The organism is Actinacidiphila yeochonensis CN732, from assembly GCF_000745345.1.
Classification (GTDB): domain Bacteria; phylum Actinomycetota; class Actinomycetes; order Streptomycetales; family Streptomycetaceae; genus Actinacidiphila; species Actinacidiphila yeochonensis.
In genome coordinates, this window is the sequence record NZ_JQNR01000005.1 from 4,335,241 (window position 1) to 4,350,856 (window position 15,616).

General features: G+C 73.3%; 11 protein-coding genes and 1 pseudogene. 5 read left to right on the plus strand and 7 right to left on the minus strand.

The window, feature by feature from the left end:
• Positions 1-42: 42 nt before the first annotated feature.
• From BS72_RS29570 to BS72_RS29595, 6 genes are all read right to left on the minus strand, one after another.
• A complete protein-coding gene (locus BS72_RS29570) occupies positions 43-2,151 on the minus strand; it encodes an FAD/NAD(P)-binding protein (protein ID WP_037914917.1) in 2,109 nt (702 codons plus the stop codon).
• Complete coding sequence (locus BS72_RS29575) at positions 2,144-3,487, minus strand: NtaA/DmoA family FMN-dependent monooxygenase (protein WP_037914919.1); 1,344 nt, start codon at positions 3,485-3,487, stop codon at positions 2,144-2,146. The genes BS72_RS29570 and BS72_RS29575 overlap by 8 nt, the downstream gene beginning before the upstream one ends.
• Positions 3,488-3,580: 93 nt before the next feature.
• Entirely contained in the window at positions 3,581-4,999 is a 1,419-nt protein-coding gene (locus BS72_RS29580; RefSeq protein WP_051951815.1) for an aminotransferase class I/II-fold pyridoxal phosphate-dependent enzyme, read from the minus strand.
• Between the two features lie 167 nt (positions 5,000-5,166).
• A complete protein-coding gene (locus BS72_RS29585; RefSeq protein WP_051951816.1) occupies positions 5,167-6,255 on the minus strand; it encodes an ABC transporter substrate-binding protein in 1,089 nt (362 codons plus the stop codon).
• A 71-nt stretch (positions 6,256-6,326) separates the two neighbouring features.
• A complete protein-coding gene (locus tag BS72_RS29590) occupies positions 6,327-7,118 on the minus strand; it encodes an ABC transporter ATP-binding protein (RefSeq protein WP_037914921.1) in 792 nt (263 codons plus the stop codon).
• Positions 7,115-8,128: a FecCD family ABC transporter permease gene (locus BS72_RS29595; RefSeq protein WP_232792567.1), complete on the minus strand. Its 1,014-nt coding sequence runs from the start codon at positions 8,126-8,128 to the stop codon at positions 7,115-7,117. Before BS72_RS29595 ends, BS72_RS29590 begins: the two co-directional genes overlap by 4 nt.
• Before the next feature lie 1,414 nt (positions 8,129-9,542).
• On the opposite strand from BS72_RS29595, the gene BS72_RS29600 reads away from it, so the two are divergent.
• From BS72_RS29600 to BS72_RS29620, 5 genes are all read left to right on the plus strand, one after another.
• Complete coding sequence (locus BS72_RS29600; RefSeq protein ID WP_078901730.1) at positions 9,543-10,397, plus strand: MetQ/NlpA family ABC transporter substrate-binding protein; 855 nt, start codon at positions 9,543-9,545, stop codon at positions 10,395-10,397.
• Between the two features lie 171 nt (positions 10,398-10,568).
• Positions 10,569-11,693, plus strand: coding sequence for a hypothetical protein (locus BS72_RS29605; RefSeq protein ID WP_157856356.1), 1,125 nt, complete (start codon positions 10,569-10,571; stop codon positions 11,691-11,693).
• The gene (locus BS72_RS29610; protein WP_078901732.1) at positions 11,677-13,014 is read left to right on the plus strand and encodes an NtaA/DmoA family FMN-dependent monooxygenase; all 1,338 of its coding nucleotides are present in this window, start codon (positions 11,677-11,679) and stop codon (positions 13,012-13,014) included. Before BS72_RS29605 ends, BS72_RS29610 begins: the two co-directional genes overlap by 17 nt.
• Positions 13,011-14,036, plus strand: coding sequence for a methionine ABC transporter ATP-binding protein (locus BS72_RS29615; RefSeq protein WP_037914927.1), 1,026 nt, complete (start codon positions 13,011-13,013; stop codon positions 14,034-14,036). Before BS72_RS29610 ends, BS72_RS29615 begins: the two co-directional genes overlap by 4 nt.
• Positions 14,033-14,704, plus strand: coding sequence for a methionine ABC transporter permease (locus BS72_RS29620; RefSeq protein WP_037914929.1), 672 nt, complete (start codon positions 14,033-14,035; stop codon positions 14,702-14,704). The genes BS72_RS29615 and BS72_RS29620 overlap by 4 nt, the downstream gene beginning before the upstream one ends.
• Before the next feature lie 85 nt (positions 14,705-14,789).
• Here BS72_RS29620 and BS72_RS38950 read toward each other — a convergent pair.
• Positions 14,790-15,558: pseudogene (locus BS72_RS38950) on the minus strand (LysR family transcriptional regulator); the annotation flags it as partial.
• Positions 15,559-15,616 lie beyond the last annotated feature (58 nt).

The following is a 15,616-nucleotide window of genomic DNA, read 5'->3' on the forward strand; positions in this document are numbered from 1 at the left end:
TACGCTTCCGCCGGTCACGCCCGCCGCCTCACGGGGGCCGCGTCAGGCGGGGGAGGCCCACAGCTCGGCCAGCACGCTGCGGGCCGTGCGGTCGGCCTCGCCCAGTGCCGCGGCGTTGGCGCGGGGCGCCGGCGCCGCGAGGGAGCTCACCCGGGCATCGCGCATGAGCACGCCCAGCGCGTAAAGCCGCGACGCCGGCCGCCGGCCGTCCACGCCCGCTGAACCGTCCTCGGCGGCTGGGCCGTTGAGCCCCTCCGGGCCCAGCAGGCGCCCGGTCGACGGCTCGGCGCGGGGCGCGGCGGTGGGGACCGGGCCGTGCGCGGACCGCAGCGAGAAGACGTCGGCGAGGCCCCGGCGGCGCAGCGCCCGCAGCAGCGGGTCGGACCCGCCGTGCAGACTGGGCTGCGGCACCCGCGCCTCGATCACCAGGTGCGCCCGCACCCCGGGGCCCGGGACTGCCGGGGAGCGCCACGGCACACCCTCCGTGCCGCTCACGCCGCCGCTCACGTCGGGCGATTCGACCGGGACCGGCGCCGCGCGCGGGCCGAGGAACCTGACCACGCCGGCGTCGACGAGCGCCAGCAGCTGCCGCAGGCGGACCGGCGGCGGGCCGTTGTTCAGGCGGAACGCGAGGTCGACGAAGTCCGCGTAGCCGCCGAAGTAGCTCTCCGCGTCCAGACCGCCGTCCTGGACCGCGGCGACCAGCAGCGCGCGGGCCCGGCCGAGGGAGCGGTGGGCGGTCCTGACGCTGCTGCCGGCCCCTTTGGCGGTCTCGGCCAGGTCGGCGAGGACCCGGGCCCGTACCGCGTCGCCGAACCGGGCCGCGTCGTCCCACACGCGGTCGGCGAGCGCGCGGTCGCCGTCCAGCTCCAGCCGGTTCGCCGGGACCGGCACCGCCTCGGCCACCGTCTCCCGCCACCGCGCGCCGTCGGGCGGCACCGACGCGAGCGTGTCCAGCAACCTCCGCAGCGGGACGGCGAGCGCGCCCGGATCGGTCGCGGCCAGGTGCGTGTAGTAGTCCCAGAAGGTGTCGCGCAGCACCGCCGGGCCCAGGCTCTCCTCGAACCGTCCCGGGCGGGGCCGGCACCGCAGCGCCTCGCGCAGGAATCGGTGCCCGCTGTCCCCGTCCGGCAGCGCGGCGCTCGGCCGGCTCCAGTACGGCACCCCCACCCGCGAGGTCGCGTGCAGCACCGGCTCGGTACCCGACGGCTCGTAGCGCAGCCCGTGAGCGGCGGCCCTGTCGGGCCGGAAGCGTCCGCCGCGGCCGACCGTGAGCAGGGTGGTGACGTCGAAGAAGCTCAGCCCCAGGCCCTCCACCACGACGTCTGCTCCGGGCTTGGCCTCGGCGAGGCTCTGGTCGGCGGCGTTGTCACCGCGCAGCCGGTGGACCGCGCCACGCGGGGCAGACACGCGGCCGGCGGGCGGCGGTGTCGAGCGGGCCGGTGTCGACCACCCGGTGCACAGGACGATGGAGTCGGCGAGGAGCGGTGCGCCGCCGCCGGCGAGCACGACCTGGTAGCGGTCGCCTGCCGCCGCGATGTCGGTCACGCGGTCGGCCGTCTCGGTGTACCGCGTCCCCGGCGGGAGCGAGGCGACCACCGACGTGTGGCACCACCGCAGGTAGTGGCCGAGCAGCACGCGCGGCGTGTAGGAGTGCGCGGTCGCCTCCCTGAGGAAGGCCGCCAGCTCGGGGCGCCGGACCAGATCCGCGGCGAGCTCGCCGCTGAGGACCCCGCCGTCGGCCGGCGGAGGACCGGCCGCCGGCCCGGTGCTGCCGGGGGCATCCGCCGCAAGGAGGGCCGCGAGCCGGCGCTGCCACTCCCACAGGCTGGGCCCGGCCACGGCGGGACCTTCGGCGTCCACCGACTCGTCGAGCCACACGGTGAACGCGGCCGCGGGGGTGTTCATCAGCAGTTCGGAGCTCTGGTCGGTACGCCAGATGCGGCCCGGCCCCGAGGGGTACTCGTCGACGGCGACGACGTGCAGCCGTCCGCCGGCCGGCCGGAACCGCCCGACGTTCGCCGCGAGCCGCTCAAGGACCGACGTGCCGCGGAAGCCCGCGCCGACGACCACGACGACCCGTTCGGCGGTGTCCGGGGCCACGACTGCGCGCTCGGCGGTGTCCGCCGCCGCGGTGGGGGTGTCAGGCACGGGCGGCGACCCGGCCCTGTCCCGCCGGGCGGGCGAGCCCGTAGTGCTGGCGCAGCGTGGTCCCCTCGTACGCGGGCGGCCGCAGTCCGCGCCGCTCCAGTTCGGGGACGAGGTGGTCGACCAGGGCGTGCGTGCCCTGGTGCAGCACTTCCGGCTGCAGGTTGGCGCCGTCCATCGCGCCGGCCCGGAACCACGCCTCCAACTCGTCGGCCACCGAGGCGGCGTCCCCGACCAGCAGGTTGTCCGCGCCCAGTCCGCCGCCCAGGCGCTGCGCGAACTCCAGGACCGTCGTGGGCCGTTCGCGTGCCATGAAGTCGTGCACCGCGCGCAGGTGCGAACGGTAGGAGTCGGAGCTCTCGACCGGCGGCACCGGCGGGAGGGGGGCGTCGAGCGCCAGGCGGCTCAGGTCGTAGCCGCTGAACAGGGCAACCTGGGCGAGTACCTGGCGGGGGTCGGCCAGCCGGTTGAGTTCGGCTTCGAGCGCCCGCGCCGCGGCCGCCGTCTCGGCGACGAGCACCCGGAACCCGGCGAAGACGCGTACCGCGTCCGGGTCGCGTCCCTCGGCGGCGGCGCGTTCACGCAGGTCGGTGCGGAACGCGCGGCCGTCCTCGACCGTGCTGACCACCGTGTAGACGGAGTCGGCGTGCCGGGCGGCCAGCGCGCGGCCGTCGTCGGAGGAGCCGGCCTGCACGATCACCGGCCACCCCTGCGGCGGCCGCGGGGAGTTGAGCGGTCCGGCTATCCGGAAGCTGTCGCCGGCGTGGTCGACGGCGTGGACCTTCGCGGGGTCGACGTACCAGCCGCGCCCGCGGTCGGCGACGATCGCGTCGTCCTCCCAGCTGTCCCACAGCGCCTTCACGGCCGTCACGAACTCCTCGGCCCGCCGGTAGCGCTCGCCGTGCCCGGGCAGCGCGTCCTGACCGAAGTTGCGGGCTGCCGCCTGGACGCCGCTGGTCACCACGTTCCAGCCGAAGCGGCCCCGGCTGATGCGGTCGAGGGAGGCGGTCTGGCGGGCGACGACGAAGGGGTCGGAGTAGGTGGTCGAGACGCTGCCGATCAGGCCGATCCGGCTGGTGGCCGCCGCCAGCGCCGCCAGCAGCGTGAGCGGCTCGAACGCGGGTGCCACGGCGGCGGGTTCACGGGAGAAGCTGAGCTTGTCGGCGAGGAACAGGGCGTCGAACCTGCCGCGTTCGGCCACCTTGGCCAGGTCGACGAGAGCGTCGATGTCGTTGATGCCGGCCAGGTCCACGGCCGGATGCCGCCACGCGGCGGGGTGCGACCCGGCCGGCTTGACGTTGAGGTTCAGGCCGAGCGTCGCTCGCGGCTGTCCCGTCACGGAGGTTCTCCTTCGGTGCGTGCGTGCGTGCGTGCGTGCGTGCGTGCCGGTGCGGTGCGGTGCGGTGCAGGGCGGTGCGGCTCGGGCACGGCTTCAGGCGTAGAGGTCCCGCATCTGGCCGCGCATGGCGCGTTCGACGGCGCCGGCGATCTGGTCGATCGCCGCCGTGTCGTCGGGCAGCCGGAGCGTGGCGATGCGGAGGTAGCCCGTGGAGGGCGGTTCGACGAAGCTGCGGCTGCCCGCGCCGACCGAGTAGCCGGCGGCGGCCAGGTCGATGAGGGTGTCGACCTCGCTGTCCACCTCCACCCACAGGAACTGGGCGTTGGGGCCGGAGCGGGAGGCGATCCCGCGCCGGTGCAGGGCCCGGGCCAGGGTCTCCTTGCGGCGGGCGTACACACCGCGGGCGCGCTTGAGGGTGCGGGCGGTCGCCGGGCTCTCGACGAGGTGGGCGAGCGCGTCCTGCAGGATGCGGCTGTTGACGCCGAGCCCGTAGCTGCGGTTGTCGCGGATGCGCTCAACGGCCTCGCGCGGTCCGCCGATCACCGACGTGCGCAGGTCGGCCCCGTACGAGCGGCAGAACGACCGTACGCGCACCACCTGGCCGGGCAGCGCGGTGCCGAACGTCGGGCCGGCCGCGTTGGCGAGCGGCCCGACCGAGTCGTCCTCCACCACGACGACGCCGTCGAAGCGCGCCATGGCGTCGGCGAGCCGCGCGACCCGCTCGGGGGTGGCGGGCGGCGTCAAGGCGTACGGCCCGGTCGGCTGGAACAGGTACGTGCGGGCGCCCCGGGACAGCGCGGAGGCCAGCGCGTCGGGGTCCGGGCCGCAACTGTCGGCGGGCACCTGGAACACCTCCAGGCCGAGCCGCCGGATGTGGTCCAGCAGGCCGGGGTTGATCGGCACGTCCAGCGCGAGCTTCCGCTCCGGCGCGGCCAGCGTGCCGACGCACAGCAGGGCGGCCTCCGCACCGCTGCCGCCGGCCACGTACGCCTCGGCGGCGAACGGCCAGTCGCGCTGCGCCGCCGTCCGCAGCCGGTCGGTGATGTACTGCCGGACGTTCGAGTGCAGGCCGGGGCTGCGCAGCCCCGCGGCCAGCGCCTCCGCCAGGTCCGGCAGCAGCTCGGGGTCGGACGAGGCGTGCGCGAGCTCGCCGACCGGATTCGTCCCCGCGGCCTCGGCCGCGGCAGGGTCGCCGGGGCGGTCGGGCCGGGTGGCCAGCGGATCGGCCACGACCGTGCCGCCCCGCCGCCGGGTCTCGATCAGGCCCTTGCCGCGCAGCACGGCCAGGGAGTCGCGGATGTTGCGGAAGCTCACCCCGGACTGCTCGCTCAGCGCGCGGATGGTGGGCAGCCTCGTCCCCGGCCGGATCACCCCCTCGCGGATCTTGCGCTCCAGCAGGGGGACGACGGACTCGGCGGAGCCGGCGGCGGCGATCTGCCGGACCAGCCAGGTGTCGTCGAGCGGGCCGCCGGCGGCCGGGGTCGGTGTGGTGTTCGGGTGTTCGTTGGCCATGGTCTCGTTCGCCCAGGCGGTGCTCGCGCCGATCGGTTCGTGGGCGCCGGTTGGGCGCCGCGACCGGACGAGCCGGCAGGCGCTACCCCCTTCTTCGACTTCTCGCGGCGGGAACGGGCGGCGCGCCCGGGCGGAGGCCGGTACGCTCCCCGCCCGGGCACGCCCGGTCACCGTGCCGGCACCTGGTACACGTAGCCCCGCGGGGTGAACTTCGCGGCGCCGATGAAGTCCTTCGACCACTCCGCCACGACCGACAGCGGGTCCACGTCCTTGTAGAGGTCAGGGTAGGCGAACGACGCGAAGAAGAGCGGTGAGACCTGGTTGCCCGCCAGGTCGAAGGCCCACGGGTTGTAGAGGAAGAGGTTGCCGTCCTTCACCGCCCTGAGGTTCTTCCAGCCCGGCCGCGCGAGCAGCTTGTCGGCGACGGCCCTGAACTCCGCGTCGGAGCGCCCGCCGTAGACGTTGTCGGTCTCCACCACGATGACGTCCGGGTCGGCGGCGAGGATCGCCGCCGGATCGGAGTCGATGGTGTTGCCGGGCCGGTCCGCGAAGATGCTCCTGACGTTGCCGTCCGCGAGGGCCATCGTCTTGCCGCCCTCCTTGCCGATGGTCTTGCCGCTGTCGTCCTCGTAGTAGGCGGTGGCCTGCTTCGGCGCCCGCGCGGCCCGGGCGGTCAGGGCGTTGACCTTCGAGGTGAAGGCCAGGACCTTCCCGGCCTGCTGCTCGCGCCCCAGCACCTTGCCGAGCAGCTCGACGTCCGTCTTCCACTCCTGCGAGATCCAGGAGCTCACCACCAGGACCGGCACCCCCGAGGACTTCAGCGAGGACGCGGCCTCCTGCCAGGGCTGGTTGCCGTACATGACCACGGCCTGCGCGCCGCTGGCGATGATCCGCTCGTAGTCCAGGGCGTCGGAGCTCTCCCCGATGGACAGGCTCTTGGAGAAGCCGGCGAAGTTCTCCTGGTCGATCGTCTTCGTGTCGATGCCGACGATCTGGTCGCGGGCTCCCAGAGCGAGCGCCAGGTCGACGTTGAAGCCGCCGACGATGGCGACCTTGCTGACCGGGCCCTTCGGGAAGCTGACGGTCCGCTTCGCGCTGTCGGTGACCGTGATCGCCCGGGAACCCGGCCCCGACGCACCCGCCGCACCGGAGTCGGCCACCGGACTCGAACCGCACGCGGCCGCCAGCAGTGCCGTGATGGCCAGCAGCGCCGCGGCGGCCACCGCGCGCAGCCGGGAGGTGGATGGATGGCTCACTTCTCTCCTTGTGTTGATGGGGTGCGGAGCGTGGTGACGGGACACGGAGTGTCGGGCCGGAACGGCCGGCGTCAGGAAAGGGCGGGGGCCGACAGGGGCTCGATGACCGGATGCACCTGCACGGCGCCGTCGCGTTCGAACAGCTCGACCCCCAGGCCGTAGACGCGCTCCAGAAGCTGCCGGTCGTAGACGTCCTTGGGCGGTCCGAAGGCGACGATCCGGCCCTCGTGGAGGATCGCGACCCTGTCGCAGAAGCGGGCCGCCAGGTTCAGGTCGTGGATCGCGATGAGCGACACGAGGTCGCGGTCGCGGGTCAGGTCGCGTACGTGGCGCAGCGTCTCCACCTGGTAGCGAAGGTCCAGCGCGCTGGTCGGCTCGTCGAGCAGCAGGATCCGCGGCTCCTGGGCGATGGCGCGGGCGACCAGGACCCGCTGCGCCTGCCCGCCGCTGAGATCGCCCACCGACCGATCGGCCAGTTCCGTCAGCCCCATGTGCTCGATCGCGGCGTCGACGATCTCCCAGTCGTGCTCGCGCGGCCGCATGCCGAAGTGCGGGGTGCGGCCCAGCAGCACCGACTCGCGAACCGGCAGCTGGAAGGTCACCTGGCCGGACTGCGGCACGTAGGCGACGACCTTGGCGTGCTCGCTCAACCGCAGGTCGCCCAGGGGCTTCCCCTCGAAGGAGATGGTCCCGGCGCGCAGCCGGTTGACCCGGGCGACGAGCTTCGTCAGCGTCGACTTGCCGGAGCCGTTCGGGCCGAGCAGGCCGACGAACTCGCCGCGCCGGACGGTCATGGACACGTCGTGCAGTACCGGGCGGTTGCGGGCGTAGGAGAAGGCCACGCCCTCGACGGAGAGTGTCATGACTGGGCCGACCCCTTCGAGAAGATGAGGTTGATGAACAGCGGCGCCCCGATGAGCGCGACGACGATGCCGACCGGGATGACGACCGGGGACAGCACGGTCCGGCCGACCATGTCGGCGTAGAGGATGAGCAGCCCGCCGGTGACGGCCCCGAACGGCAGCAGGTAGCGGTGGTCGGACCCCACCACCATGCGGGCGATGTGCGGGCCGACCAGCCCGACGAAGCCGATGACCCCGGTGAAGGACACGACGACCGCGGTCAGCGCGACCACCACGATGATGAGCACCAGCCGGGTGCGGCGGACGTTGACGCCGAGGCTGGCCGCCGCGTCGTCGCCGGCGAACGCGATGGCGTTGAGCGCCTTGGCCCGTGCGAACAGGTACGGCAGCGTCACCGCGAGCAGGACCGAGACGTCCACCACCTGCTGCCAGGTGGCGTCGTTCACCGACCCGAACGTCCAGTGCACGATCTCGGCCAGGGTGTTGTCGTCGGCGAAGAACTGGGTGGCGGAGGTGAGCGCTTCGAAGAGCTGGAAGAACGCGATGCCGACGAGGATCAGGGTGGTGGCCGTCATGCGCTTGAGCGAGGCCAGGGTCAGCACCACCAGCGAGACGACCAGACTGAAACCCAGGGCACTGAGGATGGTCACCGCCGACGAGGGCGTGTGCCCGGCCTTGTCGGCGAGCACGATGGCCAGCGCGGCCCCGAAGGAGGCCGCCGGCGAGAGGCCGAGGGTGTAGGGGCTGACCAGCGGGTTGCGCAGCAGGCCCTGCATGACCACCCCGGACACCGACAGCGCGGCGCCGGCGACGAAGGCGAGCAGGGCTCGCGGGAGCCGCAGATCGGCGACGATCACCTCGGTGGGGCGGAAGGCCGCGCTCGACGGATGCCCGAGGACGCGGATCGCGATCGTGTGGACGACGTCGCCCAGACCGATGCCCGCCGTACCGACGACGATCGACAGCACGATCGACAGCAGCGACACCACCAGGCTGACGCCGATGATCACCGGTCGTGATGGTCGGCGCGGCAGCGGTACGACGTGAAGGGTTCGCACAAGTACGTTGGCCATGATGCTCCGAGTCGCAGGCGGACGCTCCGCGCCCGCTGGTCGGTCAGCGCGCGCGTCGGGGGAGGGTTCCGAATCAAAATCCTGGGCGTGGATGTGATCCGCTTCCTGTCGGCCGGTTGTGATCCGACCGATGGGGCGTCATTGATCCGATGGCTCGAAGCCCAGGAGTGATGCCGGGGTCAAGGGCGGGCCGGACGGGGCCGGATGCGGCCGGACGCGCGGCGCGCCCGCCGGGGGAGGGTCAGATCGAGGCTGCGGTGACCGGGCGACAACAACAGAGCCGCAGTGCCGTCACCCGAGCACACGTGGCCCGCGGGGTGCCGGAGTGGATCGGCCGGGTCCGGCCGGCGAGGGCGTCGGGCCGCGCTGCTGTCCCCTTCGGGTTCACGGTCGCGGCCCCCCTTCGGTCCGATGTGTGTGGCGGCGGATCTTTTCCATCTGATCCGCCGTTACGGCGTGATCATAAGACGGCTTGAGGGTGGGCACAATACCCGTCCGGATATTAGCCCCAGTCGTTGGTGAGCCGTCAGGGGAGGGCATGGCGGCGGCACAAAGGCGCGGCGCGAATCGGACGGAACGCCCCAATCGGCCTAGCGGCGGCGGTGCGACGTTACAGACGCGTGAAAAGCCGGGCCCCAGCTCACGGTGCGCGCCGCGCCGGCGGCCGCTACCCGCGGTTGACGCGAAGGTGCAGGTCAACGGGGTGCGCGGTGGGCTTCCGAAGGGAGGGGCGGCAGTTCCCGGGCGACGGGTCGAGGTCGCTCACGGTCGTTGACGATGTGTCCGCTCCTTTGGCACGCTCCACGCCATGCCGACACCGTGTGTGCTCACCGTCCGGCTCCACGTGGACCTGGGCCGCTGCTCCACCACTGGCTGTCCCACTATCTGACGGATCGTCGATCCGGCCCGGCGGGGCCGGCCCGCGTCCCCGCCGCCGACTGGCCGAGGCGAGCGTTCGAGGTGCCTCGGCCAGGTCAAAAGCCCCTCGCCGAAGGCGGGTTGACGGCGCCGAGTGGCGCGCCTGAGCTCCGCCTCCTACCCCGAACCGGCAGCCGTCGCGACCTCGGCCGTGGCCCCGGTGGCGCTCGACATCCCCGCCCGGGCATTCCGCCGGGCATTCCGCGGGATCTCCTGTCGGACCTCCGTCCGAGTGCCCCCAGCGGGGAGTGGATGGGCGGAGCTGGAGGACCCCGCCCACCCTTCCCGTGACTCCCCGTCGTTCCGCAGGCGTCTCCCGTGCGGTGCGCCGGTGCGCCGGTGTGTGCGCGGGAGTGAGAGCCGGCACGACGTCAAGTACAGCACCACGGAAGAACTTTTGAGGAAGTCCCGAGAACAAGGAGAGATCGGCGTGATGGGTGGACGGATGCGGCCGGGTGCCGCGGTCGCGGTGCTGCTGGCCGGAGCGCTGACGCTGTCGGCGTGCGGCTCGTCGGCCAAGGGGTCCGCGGCCTCCGGAAAGGGCTCCCGGACCACGGTGGAGGTCGCGGGCGGACTCAGTGATCCGACCGAGGAGGGGGTGATCAAATACGTGGCGGACAGCATCGCGCCCAGCTACGGGATATCGGTCAAGTTCGTTCCGGTGGACGACGGGACCGCCCTCATCAAGGAGCTCGACAACGGCACGAGCATCGACGCGGCCGTGCTGGGCTACAAGCCGTGGATCGACTCGCTGGACAGGAGCGAGGGCTACCACGTCTCGGCGGTCGCACCGCTCTTCAGCCAGTACTGGGTCTTCTACTCCAAGAAGCACGCCTCGCTGAAGGACCTGCCCGACGGGGCCACCGTCGCCTACCGCGGCGACGCCGCCTTCTACACCGGGCAGTTCCTGCTCGCGCTCCAGAAGCTCGGAGTCATCGGCCTGGACGCGAACAGGGACCCGCTGACGATCTCCACCAAGGACGTCACGTCGAACCCGAAGAAGCTGAAGTTCGTCAGCGTGCAGTCGGCCGCCCGCGCGCTGGACGACGTCGACCTGGCGGCGAGCCAGTCGACGGAGTTCTCGCTGGCCGGCGTCCCGGACACGTACGAGGTCGCCAAGGTCAAGAACCAGGACCTCTTCGCGAAGCAGCTCGCCGTCCGCGCCGACCGGGTGAGCGAACCCGGGATCCAGAAGGTGATCAAGGCGTTCAACGACCCGAGAGTCGGCCAGTGGGCGACGAAGCACTACGGAAACCTCGTCGCACCCGTTCGCAGGACCGCCGGCTGACCGGGGAGCCGATCGAGCGACGCGACCGGGCAACGGAGAGGAACCATGGGGAAGTCGAGGACCGGATCAGTGGCTGGCACAGGGGATCGGATCGGCCGCGCGGCCCCGTCCGCGGCCGAGCGGCCGGGCGCGCCGCCGTCGCGCCGGCAGGTGGCCGCCGCCGTCGCCGGGATGGGGAGCGGCCCTCTGGACTCCGCCGACGGACGAGGAAGGGACGCCCTGGTCGAACGGCTCACCGTCGAAGGCGTGTTCCGGCTGACGGCCGACGGCGAGCCGGGCTCGCCGGTGCGGGCGGAGGCCGTGGTGGAGGCGCTGCTGCTCGTCGCGCGGCTCTCCCCGTCGATAGCCCAGGTGGTGCAGACGCACTACTCGGCGCTGGCCGCCGTCGAGCGCTACGTACACCTCGACGGCCGGCCGGTGGCGGGGCTGCCCGGCGGTCGCTACGTGCAGATGCAGTCCGAGTCCGCCGGCGCGACCGGCTCGGCCGTCGCCTCGACACTCCGGCGGACGCCCGACGGCTTCCGCCTCGACGGCGCGAAGGACTACGTCACCGGCATCGAGTGGGCCCAGTGGCTGAACACCGGCGCCTGGTACGAGGGCCGCAAGGTCCAGGTGATCCTGCCCCGTTCGGCGCCGGGCGTGTCGGTCACGCCGACGTGGGCGGCCTTCGGACAGCGGGACACCGAGAGCAACCGGGTCGACCTGCGCGACGTCCCCGTCGACCCCGACCGCGTGTACGTCCCGGACGGCGTACCGCCGTCACCCGTCACCAAACTCGGCCACGCGGCCATCGACATCGGCATCGGCGAGGCCGCGCTGCACGCCTTCCGGCACTTCCTGCTCCGGCAGGCCCGGGTACGCAACGACGCCGCCGCCTCCGGCATCCGGGCCACCCGCCAGGACCCCTACCTGCGCCGCCAGTTCGGGTACTGGGCGGTCGAGCTCGCCGCGCTGCGCGCCCGGCTCTTCGAGCTCGCCGCGGCGATCGGCGGCGGGACATCGTCAGCTCCCCTGGCCGGGCCGGCCCTGCCGTCCCCGTCCGCACCGCCCGACCAGGGCGCCGACCCGGCGGTGCGGATCCGCGCGTTCGCCGCCTACGCGGGGGAGACCGCGGTGCGGCTGACGTCCGACCTGTTCAGCAACGCGGGCGGGCGCGCGGCCGGACTGGACCGCGGACTCGACGCCTTCTGGCGCGACGCACGTGTCCACACCCTGCTGAACCCGAGGGACTGGGGCCTCGCCGAACTCGGCGGCGCGCTGCTGGACGAGGAGGACCGCGATGACCGGGACGACTGAGCCACTACGCCTGGGACTCTTCCTGCGCCCGTTCGGACACCACGTGGGCGCCGCGGCCGTCAGCGACGTCACGCGGTTCCCCAACCAGGTCGCGATGTACGCCCACTACGCCCGGCAGGCCGAGGGGGCCCACTTCGAGTTCGTGTTCCTCGCCGACAGCCTGCTGCACATCCCCTACGCCAAGGGCGACTTCGTGTCGCAGGTGGAGCCGCTGACGGCGCTGAGCGCGATCGCCGCGCTGACCTCGCGTGTCGGGCTGGTCGGCACGATCTCGACCACGTACAACGCGCCCTTCCACATCGCCAGGAGGCTGGCCGCCCTCGACCACCTGTCCGGCGGACGCTCCGGCTGGAACGTGGTGACCTCGCGGCACGACGGCGAGGCCGCCAACTTCGGCCTGCCGGAGCACCCCGGCCACGGTGAGCGGTACGCCATGGCGGCCGAGTCGATCGAGATCGTCAGGCGGTTGTGGAGCAGCTGGGACGCGGACGCGTTCTCCCTCGACCGCCCGTTCGGCCGCCGCTTCGACCCGGCGGGGGTGCGTCCGGTCGACTTCACGGGGGAGCACTTCACCGTCGCCGGCCCGCTCGACCTGCCGCGTCCGCCGCAGACGTCACCGCTCATCGTCCAGGCCGGCGGGTCGGCCGACGGCGTGGCGCTGGGCTCCGGGCAGGCCGACGCCGTGTTCACCGCGCAGAGCGACCCGGAGGAGGGGATCGAGTACCGGCGCCGGGTGCGCGAGGCGGCCGCGCTGGCCGGACGGGCGCACCCCCCGCTCGTGGTGCCGGGCCTCTACGTGCTCCTCGGATCGTCCGAGGACGAGGTGCGCCGCCGGTCCGACCGGCTCGCCGAGTTCGTCGACTACCCCGCGGAGCTGGAACGCCTCTCGCGGCAGCACGGGACGGAGCTGTCGGAGGACGACCTGGAGCGGCCCGTCAGCGCGCTGGAGGAGATCCTGGTGCCCACCGGCAAGGGGAGCGTCTGGCTGCAGGAAGCCCAGATCAGGGACGCGCTGCGCCGGGGGTTCACGCTGCGCGACTACGTCCGCGACAGCGCCGAGCGGGCCTCCCACCTGCGGCTGGCCGGGACCCCGGAGCAGGTCGCCCAGAGCATCGCCGACCTGCACCGGCGCGGTTTCGCCGACGGCCTCAACATCAAGCCGGCGGTGATGGACACCGATCTGCCCGCGTTCCTGGACGAGGTGGTGCCCGCACTGCGCCGCGCGGGACTGCGCCCGGAGGGCTACACCGGCGCGACGCTGCGCGAGAACCTGCGCGTCGGCCCGGCCGCCGCTCCCGCCGCTGCGGGTGGTGACCGGTGATCCGGCTGTCCCAGGCCTCCAAGACCTACTACCCGAGGGGCCGCCCCCCGGTCGTCGCGCTGAAGCCCACCACCTTCGACATACCCGTGGGCGAGGTGACCGCGATCCTCGGCGAGAGCGGCGCCGGAAAGACCACGGCCGGCCGGCTCATCAACGGCCTGACCCGTCCGACCAGCGGCTCGGTCGAGATCGACGGCGTCGACATCGCCCGGCTCGGGCACCGGGAACTGGTCGAGGCGACGAGGCGCATCGGAGTGGTCTTCCAGGGCGCGGCGCTGCTGGCCCGGCGGACCGCGCAGCAGAACGTGGAGCTCCCGCTGCGGATCGCCGGGGTCGGGCGGGCGGCACGCCGCGAGCGCGCGCGGGAGCTGCTGGCCCGCGTCGGCCTGGAGGCGAAGGCCGGCGCCCACCCCTCGCAGCTGTCCGGCGGCCAGAGACAGCGCGTCGCGATCGCGCGCGCCCTGTCGGCCCGTCCGGAGTACCTGCTCGCGGACGAGGCCACCTCGGGCCTGGACGCGGAGACGACCCGGTCCATCCTGGGGCTGCTGCGCGAACTGCGCGACGACCTGAACCTGACCGTCGTGCTGATCACCCACGAGATGGACGTGGTCCGGGAACTCGCCGACCGCGCCGTCCTGTTCGAGAACGGATCGGTGGCCGAGCAGGCGGCGGTGAGCGAAGCCGTGCGGACACCCGGCTCCCGCCTCGGCAACCTCATCCTTCCCCCCGTCAACGTCGCGCCGGCGCCCCGGGGCACCACCACGTGGGAGGTCGGCTACACGGTGGGCGGGGTCGCGCTGGACTGGCCGGCCGCGCTCTCGGCACGGCTGGGCGTACCGGTCCTGCTGCTCGGCGGCATCTCGGAGGTCATCAACGGGGACGCGGCCGGCCGGCTGTACGTCGCCGTCCCCTCCGGAACACCCGCCGAGTCGATCCTGGCCGCGGGCAAGAGCCTCGGGCTGATCCTGCAACCCCGCGGCGGAGATTCCGCGGACGCGGAGAAAGTGACGTTCGCGCGATGATCCTCGCTGAGAACTCGTCGGTGAACGACGCCCTCACGCTCTTCTGGCCGGCCCTGCGGCAGACGTTCCAGATGGCCCTGATCGTGCTCGGGCTGACCGTTTCCGTCGGCGTCCCCTTCGCGACCTGCCTCTTCAACGTCTCGCCGTTCGGCCTGTTTCCGAAGCACCACGTCTACACGGTGCTGAGCTGGCTCGTCAGCCTGGGACGGTCGATCCCCTTCCTGGTGCTGATGGCGGCGATCGTCCCCTACACCCGCGACGTGGTGGGCACCGGGATCGGAGTGCGCGGGGCGATCCCGCCGCTGACCCTGGGTGCGCTGCCGGTGGTGATACGCCTGGTCGAGTCGGCGCTCAGGAGCGTCCCGCCGGAGATATCCGAGGTCGCCCAGGTCTCCGGAGCGTCCCGCTTCAAGACCATCCTGATCGTCCAGTGGCCCGAGGCGCTCCCGGCCGTCGTCACGAGTTCGACGATCGCGATCATCGGCGTCTTCGAACTCATCGCCGTCGCCGGGGTGATCGGCGCCGGCGGGATCGGGTACCTGGCGATCTCCTTCGGCTACAACCGCTTCGACAACACCGTCATGACGGTGACGGTCGTGGGGCTGGCCGCCATCACGATCACCGTCCAACTGGTGGGTGACGCCCTCGCCCGTATCACCCGGAAGTGACCCGGCCCTGGCGTCCCGGCCGCGGCCGGCCGTGCGCGGCAGGCCCGGCCGAGCGCGCTGCCGGGCGCTCCCGGGCGGTGCTGGCGCGGCAGGTGACCAACCCGCTTCGCTCCAGCGGATCGTCGCGCACACTGAAGTGGGGCGGCACGGTGGCCCCAAGCCCCCGGCGACCATCAGCCTGCCCATCTCCGCGCCGTCGGTGGAGTCGGAGAAGCGCGGGCCGCGCCCCCCGGCAGCCGGTGCACGTAGCGGTGCATGACGTACCCGAGCGCATGACGACCAGCGGCTGCGCCAGCAGGTCGGCGACGGTGACCCGGTCCTTGGCGGCGGGCGGACCGTCGGCGCGGACCACGGCCACCGGCCGGCCGCGCAGCAGCTCGGTGGTGTGCGGGCCGGGCGGCTTGGCCTCGCCCTGGAGGTAGTTGACCAACCCCAGGTCGAAGCCGATGTCCAGCAGCCCTCGGTGGATCTCCTCCTGCTGGGCGGCCACCTCGATCTGCGTCTCCGGAGCGCGGCGCGGAAGGCGCGGATGGTAGGGATCAGCAGCGGGACCGCCGCGGTGCCGACCGTGCCGAGGCGGATCATCCGACTGGCGCGGTGCTGGTCGTCCGCGGCCCGGCGCAGCCGGTCCACCGCATCCAGCACGCCGACGGCGTGCGGCGGCAACTCCCGTGCCTCGGAGCTGACCCGGGCCCCCGAGCGGCGGCGTTCGAGCAGGTCGACGCGCCGAGTTCGCGCTCCAGGCCGCGCATGGTCTGGCTCAGCGCGGGTTGGCTCGGCGCGGGCTGGCTCGGCGCGGGCTGCGAGAGGTACGGCGCCTCAGCCGCCCCGCGCAGGAACCCCAGCCGGGTCACCGCCTCGACGTACTCCAGCTGTTCGACACCCTGGAAGCTGACGCCCCCTCGGCCGGGT

Excerpts from the sequence above, each read along its gene's own strand:
- BS72_RS29610 (WP_078901732.1), top strand. The coding sequence starts at position 11,677 with ATGACCGGGACGACTGAGCCACTACGCCTGGGACTCTTCCTGCGCCCG.
- BS72_RS29620 (WP_037914929.1), top strand. The coding sequence starts at position 14,033 with ATGATCCTCGCTGAGAACTCGTCGGTGAACGACGCCCTCACGCTCTTC.
- BS72_RS29580 (WP_051951815.1), bottom strand. The coding sequence starts at position 4,999 with ATGGCCAACGAACACCCGAACACCACACCGACCCCGGCCGCCGGCGGC.
- BS72_RS29600 (WP_078901730.1), top strand. The coding sequence starts at position 9,543 with ATGGGTGGACGGATGCGGCCGGGTGCCGCGGTCGCGGTGCTGCTGGCC.
- BS72_RS29605 (WP_157856356.1), top strand. The coding sequence starts at position 10,569 with ATGGGGAGCGGCCCTCTGGACTCCGCCGACGGACGAGGAAGGGACGCC.
- BS72_RS29590 (WP_037914921.1), bottom strand. The coding sequence starts at position 7,118 with ATGACACTCTCCGTCGAGGGCGTGGCCTTCTCCTACGCCCGCAACCGC.